At 60.6% G+C, this 6,608-nt stretch carries 5 protein-coding genes; 3 read left to right on the top strand and 2 right to left on the bottom strand.

What is annotated here, in order from left to right; all coding sequences use genetic code 11:
- Window positions 1-60: 60 nt before the first annotated feature.
- Window positions 61-708: a hypothetical protein gene (locus ACFQPB_RS23455; protein ID WP_382228722.1), complete on the bottom strand. Its 648-nt coding sequence runs from the start codon at window positions 706-708 to the stop codon at window positions 61-63.
- 179 nt (window positions 709-887) lie between these two features.
- Between ACFQPB_RS23455 and ACFQPB_RS23450 the strand changes: the two genes are divergently transcribed.
- Window positions 888-2,252: a Fic family protein gene (locus ACFQPB_RS23450; RefSeq protein WP_382228719.1), complete on the top strand. Its 1,365-nt coding sequence runs from the start codon at window positions 888-890 to the stop codon at window positions 2,250-2,252.
- A 13-nt stretch (window positions 2,253-2,265) separates the two neighbouring features.
- Complete coding sequence (locus tag ACFQPB_RS23445; RefSeq protein ID WP_382228716.1) at window positions 2,266-4,626, top strand: TOTE conflict system archaeo-eukaryotic primase domain-containing protein; 2,361 nt, start codon at window positions 2,266-2,268, stop codon at window positions 4,624-4,626.
- Window positions 4,627-4,743: 117 nt separating this feature from the next.
- On the opposite strand, the gene ACFQPB_RS23440 is transcribed toward ACFQPB_RS23445, so the two are convergent.
- On the bottom strand, window positions 4,744-5,043 hold the full coding sequence (locus tag ACFQPB_RS23440; RefSeq protein WP_382228714.1) for a hypothetical protein: 300 nt from the start codon (window positions 5,041-5,043) through the stop codon (window positions 4,744-4,746).
- 438 nt (window positions 5,044-5,481) lie between these two features.
- Here ACFQPB_RS23440 and ACFQPB_RS23435 point away from each other — a divergent pair.
- Window positions 5,482-6,608, top strand: a 1,127-nt coding sequence (locus ACFQPB_RS23435) for a GGDEF domain-containing protein (protein ID WP_382228711.1), incomplete at its 3' end; no start/stop codon positions are given.

The following is a 6,608-nucleotide window of genomic DNA, read 5'->3' as shown; positions in this document are numbered from 1 at the left end:
CAACTGGCCCGGTGTTAGGGACTGAGAGGCCGCTGGACACGGCGTGCAGCCTCGGCGCAGTTACGACTTGTCGAGATCGCGCTTGTCCGCAGATGGGTTGACGATCGTCTCGTGGTGATTTTTGGCGTGCGCCACCAGAGCATTCCACTCAGCAGGCATCATCGCGCGGCCCAGCAATTCCTCAAATTGGGCGCGCACAGTCAACACACCCTCATCGGACTCCACGTCGTTGCCGAACCCGAACACCAGGCAGATGAGTCCCCACAGCCGATGCCAAGTGCCCTCCAAGCCTTCGAGGTGGATGCCCAGGTGGTAACCAGTGTCCGTGGTCGCTGGCTGGGTTGACAAGATGCTCTCCATCTTCGGAGGTTGGCGGCGCCGACGCTCTATCCGCTCACGCGCGGTGTTCTGGAGATTTTGCAGAAGAGCGTTGTCCATTTGGGTGTCGCATTCGCGTTCCCAGTGCCGGATCGCAGCTTGTACCGCTGCGCGCTGCTGCTCACCATCTTCTTGAAGTTGATCCTCCAGCGCTGCCACCACCTGATTCACCGCCTGGGCATGAGGTCTCATGGCCTTTCCCACTGCCGACATGATGTTCAAAGACGCTGGGCTGTCCGGATTGCTGGCCAACTCACGGGCCATCGTCTCCCACACGCTCTCACCCGGGCGCCGTTCCAGCTTTGTTTTGGGCGGATCGCGGTCTGTCATGTCTTGCAGTTTATCGGAGTCCTCGCCCCCCTCTCACCCCGACCGAGCACACCACCACTGCCCTTGCTCACCCCCTCGGAGTTGGCGCAGCTTGCAATAAACTGCGCCATTTAAGCTGAAAAATTGGCGCAGTTGAGAAAACAGCGCCAAAATGCAAGCAGAACAGCGCCAACCCGCCCATGTCATCTGAGTCCACACTGCTCTTCAGCATCCAGGCCTCCCCGGCAGGATTGAGCTTGGCCGAGCTCATGGCGCGTCATCCGAACGTTGCACGTCGTACAGCACAGCGCCAAATCGCACAACTCATTGCGGCGGGCCAGATCGTGGCACGGGGCGAGGGGCGAGCTCGGCGCTATTGGGGTGTTGCGTCCGATGGTCAAGCTTCCGCCAAGACAGCGGATGCCGATATCTATTCCCACCTGATACCCCTGTCGGCGGACAGCCAGGACATCCTGGCCTACATTGAGCAACCCACACAGAGGCGCAAACCGGTCGGCTACCAGCGTGATTTCCTTGAAGCCTATCGTCCCAACGAGAGCTGGTACCTGTCTGAGCCCTTGCGTCGCCAATTGCACAAGATGGGCCGCACCGCGGCGGTCGATGAGCCGGCGGGCACCTACAGCCGCGCCATTCTCAATCGGCTCTTGATTGACTTGTCCTGGGCGTCAAGCCACCTGGAAGGCAACACGTACTCACGGCTCGACACACGCAAACTCATCGAGCAAGGGCAGGCCGCCCGAGGAAAGGCTGCCCTTGAGACCCAGATGATCTTGAACCACAAGGCCGCGATCGAACTGCTGGTCGAGAACATCGACAGCGCCGAGTTCAATCGGTACACCTTGATGAACCTGCACAGCGCCTTGGCGGAGAACCTGCTGCCCAACCCGGCTGACGAAGGCCGCATACGGCAACATGCCGTCGACATCAGTCAAAGCGTTTACCGCCCCCTGTCAACACCCCAGCAGATTGAGGACGCGTTGGATGTGCTGCTGGCCAAGGCAAACGCGATCCGCGATCCGTTTGAGCAGTCGTTTTTCATGATGGTGCACCTGCCCTACCTGCAGCCCTTTGCCGACATCAACAAACGCACGTCCCGACTGGCCGCCAACCTGCCGCTGTTCCGTGCCAACCTGTGCCCGCTGACGTTTCTTGATGTGCCGGAGCAGGTGTACAGCCGTGCCACCTTGGGCGTGTACGAAATGACACGGGTGGAGTTGTTGCGCGATCTCTACGTCTGGGCCTATGAGCGCTCAACGCAGGAGTATCTGGCCATCAAGCAAGACCTGGCTGAGCCCGATCCCCTGCGCTTGGCGTGGCGCGATTTGATCAAGCAGACCATCCGCGAAGTGGTGGTGGCGCCCGAGCGGGACCCGTTGTCCAGCATCCAGCGGGCGGTGACCGAACGGGTGCCACAGGAAGCCCAGACCGATGTGCAGGCGCTGATCGTTGAAGAGCTCAGGCGCCTGCACGAGGGGGTTTTGGCTCGCTATGGACTGCGGCCATCTGACTACGCTGCGTGGAAAGCCATTCATTCCACCCACTGACAAAGACTTTGTTGTGGCTGATCAATCGGTCCTTGCAGCACTTCAGGCTGAAAACGCCCGCCTGATTGCCCTGCTTGAAACCCATGGCATCGACTGGCACCCACCACAGCCGGTCGCAGCAAGGCCACAAGACGCAGAGCCGTCTCGGTTGTCTACCGCCGAGAAGGTGGCGCTGTTTCGTCGGCTGTTTCGAGGACGTACGGATGCCTACCCAATCCGTTGGGAAAGCAAAACCTCGGGCAAGTCAGGCTATGCGCCTGCGTGCGCCAATGAGTGGCGTGTTGGCGTCTGCGAAAAGCCACGCATCAAGTGCGGCGACTGCAGCAACCGTCTGCTGATCCCCCTGTCTGATGCGGTGATTTACGACCATCTGGCAGGCGAGCACACGGTCGGCGTGTATCCACTGCTGGAGAACGACAACTGCCATTTTCTGGCGATTGATTTCGATGAGGCTGAGTGGCGAGATGACGCGCGGGCCTTCATGCGGAGTTGCCACGAGCTGGGGGTTCCTGCCGCCTTGGAAATTTCACGGTCAGGCAAGGGCGCACACGTGTGGGTGTTTTTCGCCAATCGAGTTCACGCGCGTGACGCCCGGCGCCTGGGCTCCGCCATCATCAGCCATACGTGCTCTCGCACCCGACAACTCACACTGGCATCCTACGACCGCCTGTTTCCCAACCAGGACACGATGCCCAAGGGCGGTTTTGGCAACCTGATTGCCTTGCCGCTGCAGAAGCGCGCTCGGGAAAACGGCTGCAGCGTGTTCGTCGATATGGATTTGCGACCGTTCCCGGACCAGTGGGCGTTCCTGGCATCCATGGTGCCCATGGCCGTTGACGACATCGAGCCGACCATTTTGCGAGCCACTGGCGGCGTGCACCCGCTCGACGTCACCTTCATCGACGATGAAGATCTTGCCACGCCATGGAAGCACAGGAGCACACGGAGCACGAGACTGGCTGGCCAGATGCCCGCTTCGCTCACCGTCACATTGGCCAACCAGGTCTACTTTGAGAAGGCTCAACTGCCGCAGGCGCTGGCGAATTGCCTGATTCGGCTGGCGGCATTTCAGAACCCTGAGTTCTATAAAGCCCAGGCCATGCGGATGTCGGTGTGGGACAAGCCACGTGTCATTGGCCGCGCAGAAAACTTTCCTCGACACATCGCCTTGCCCAGAGGCTGCCTGGATGCAGCGTTGGAGCTGTTGCGAGACAACGGCATTACTTGCGACCTGCACGACGAGCGCACCAACGGTGACCGCATTGAGGTGGCCTTCGTCGGTAACTTGCGCCTGGACCAGGAAGCTGCCGTGTCCGGCATGATGCCTTTTGATGCGGGCGTGTTGTGTGCGCCTACGGCCTTTGGCAAAACGGTCACTGCCGCTGCGCTGATCGCGCGGCGGGCCGTTAACACCTTGATCCTGGTGCATCGCACCGAATTGCTCAAGCAGTGGCAGGAACGGCTTCAGGCATTTTTGGGGGTTGGAAAAGGTGTGGTGGGCACGATAGGTGGTGGCAAGGCCAGACCCACTGGCACGATCGACATCGCGGTGATGCAGTCCATCTCCCGGCAGGGCGAAGTTGACCCGCTGGTTGAAAACTACGGTCAAGTGATCGTGGACGAATGCCACCATGTTGGTGCCGTGTCGTTTGATGCCATTTTGAAGCGATCCAAGGCCAGGTACGTGTTGGGTCTGACCGCGACCCCTGTGCGTCGAGATGGTCAACAGCCGATCATTTTTATGCAGTGCGGGCCGATCAGGTACACAGCTGCCAAACCCACCGGTGCGCCCCAAGACCTGGCAGTCTCGCCATGCACTCGATTTGCACGTATCGATCTGCCCGCTGATGCGGGTATTCAGGATGTTTTTCGGCACCTCGCCAATGACCAGGCGCGTACCGAGGCCATCGCCACAGAAATCAGAAGTGCATACGAACAGGGCCGCAAGGTGCTTGTCTTGACCGAACGCACCGAGCACCTTGGCGCCCTCGAGGCATCTCTGGGTGATCTGAACCCAGCGCCTTTCGTACTGCACGGCCGTATGTCCAGAAAGCAGCGTGCTGAGTTGGTGGCTGAACTGGACGGGTTGCCGGCCTGTCTTCCGCGCGTTTTGCTGTCAACTGGCAAATTGGTCGGCGAAGGATTCGATCACCCGCCGCTGGACACGTTGGTGCTGGCGATGCCCGTGTCTTGGAAGGGGACGCTGCAGCAGTACGCTGGGCGCCTGCACCGCGAACATGCTGGCAAGGTGGACGTGAAGATCATCGATTTTGTGGACACCGGTCACCCCGCGTTGCTGCGGATGTGGGAAAAGCGGCAACGCGGTTACCGAGCGATGGGGTATCGAGTGGGGATGTCAGACCTGCTGGGCTGAGGGCCCATGTCATCACGCCGCTGCGCCGCAGACAACAAAAGGGCTGCCTTGTGGGCAGCCCTTGTTGCTGGAGATCTTCACGCTGCCCTCACATGATTATCCGGCAGCGGGCGTCGATCAGGCGCCGATGTGATTCAGCACGGTGCCGTCGCGCTGGGCGGTGGCCAGTTCGGCGCGTACTTCGGCGCGCGACTTGCTGGTGGCCGGGACCGCAGCCTGTGCGGGGATTTCCCCGTTTTGGGCCAGCACGCCGGTACGGGCAGCGTCGGCCTGGACCTGTGCACGGGTGACGGTCGACGTCTGGGCCACTGCGTCCGCCGGGTAGATTTCGCCGTTGACGATGGGGGCAGCCATGGCCTGACCGGCAGACAGGGCAGCAAAAGCGATGGCGATGGCGGAGAAGCGAGTGCGGTTCATTTTCAAATCCTTTCGAGGTGATGATGTGGTGGTCGGGCCATCGGGTAGACGGCGCCAGGGCCACATCGATGCCGCTTGTTGTGTTTGCCGCATCGATGTGATGAACTGTAAAGTTTCCATCGATGAAGATAAATAACCGTCACAGTACTTGCATGTTTCTATTTTGGGAACAATAAGCCACTTGTTTTGTGAGCAACTGGTGCCACGCCGCGCTGCTGCCGGAAAACGCGAATCGAGATCTCCCCCCGGCTGAGTCGCTTCGGTTCATCTGGTGCACCAATGGACCACGCGGCCGCGCGCTGCGGAGTCGCCAGGTTTGCCTGTAGGTTGCTGCGTAGGCAATGCTGAACGCCCAGTGGGATTCCACCGCGGTATGGCACTTGTGTGGTTACCATTGCTCAGCGAAGGTGTTTGACCTTTCGTAGCAAAAGGCCGCGCATGTACGCACACACGCCCACGATGTACCTGATGGCAGTGGCTGTCGGTCTTGCGCTGGCGGCGTCGGTGGCCACTTTGGTGCCCATTGGATCGCGCAAGCGCGAGGGCATGCTCCTTTGGGCATTGGGCCTGGTGCTCTACGCCCTGACCTACGTGCTGTACGGCTTGCGGGGACAGGTCAGCGATTTCTACTCGATCGTGCTGGGCAACACCGCCTTGTCAGCAGGCCTGGCCATGTTGACCCATGCTTTGCTCGTGTTTCAGCAACGCCAATGGCCACCATGGCGCATATGGGTTCCCGTGGCAACAGCGGTTGCAATGCTGATGATCGTTGACAGCGGGACGGTTCGCCGGCTGACACTGGGCGTCATCCTGGGCCTGCAGGCCATCGCCCTGGTCGTCATCGTTGTTCAACGGCTGGGTGTGACGGTGGGGCGCGGCAAATACCTCGTCATCGGTGGCTTGCTGGTGGCCATCGGGATATTTGTTTCTCGCGTGGTGGGCGTGGCCATGGGCGCTGATCAGAGTGTGTCGGTTGACCACTCCAGCCTGATGCAGACGGTCACACACACGTTGGGCCTGGTGGTGTTGATTTTTCTGACGGTGGGGTTTGTGATCATGACCAAGGAGCGCGCGGATGCGCTCAACGTGGTCCTGGCCATGCGCGACGAGCTCACCCAGCTCTACAACCGCCGTGCCGTTTTTGAGGCACTGGGCCAGCAATTGGCGGCCGCACGGCGCAATCAGACGCCGCTGAGCGTGTTGATGCTGGATGTCGACAATTTCAAGGCCCTCAACGACACGTTCGGCCATGCCGCAGGCGACCGCGTGCTGCGAGAGATTGCATTGACCATCCAGAACGGGTTGCGTGCGCAGGATGTGGCTGGGCGCATGGGGGGCGAGGAGTTCTTGGTGCTGCTGCCCCATTCCACGGCAGACGAGGCGTTGGTGATTTCGGAACGGCTGCGTCAACTGATCAACGACGTGGATTGCCTGCAACGCTGCGACCTCCAGACGACCATCTCGGTGAGCGTGGGTGCCGCGCAGTTTGATCCGGTGCGGCATGCGGGCGGTGACGAACTCATCCACGATGCCGATCAGGCTCTGTACCGAGCCAAAGAGCGCGG

This window comes from Hydrogenophaga atypica (assembly GCF_042665215.1).
Classification (GTDB): Bacteria; Pseudomonadota; Gammaproteobacteria; order Burkholderiales; family Burkholderiaceae_C; genus Hydrogenophaga; species Hydrogenophaga defluvii_A.
The sequence above is the reverse complement of the archived record's forward strand: the minus strand, read 5'-3'. Positions and strand labels throughout refer to the sequence as shown.

Coding starts and splice junctions, on each gene's coding strand:
- ACFQPB_RS23455 (WP_382228722.1), bottom strand. CDS start 708: ATGACAGACCGCGATCCGCCCAAAACAAAGCTGGAACGGCGCCCGGGT.
- ACFQPB_RS23450 (WP_382228719.1), top strand. CDS start 888: ATGTCATCTGAGTCCACACTGCTCTTCAGCATCCAGGCCTCCCCGGCA.
- ACFQPB_RS23440 (WP_382228714.1), bottom strand. CDS start 5,043: ATGAACCGCACTCGCTTCTCCGCCATCGCCATCGCTTTTGCTGCCCTG.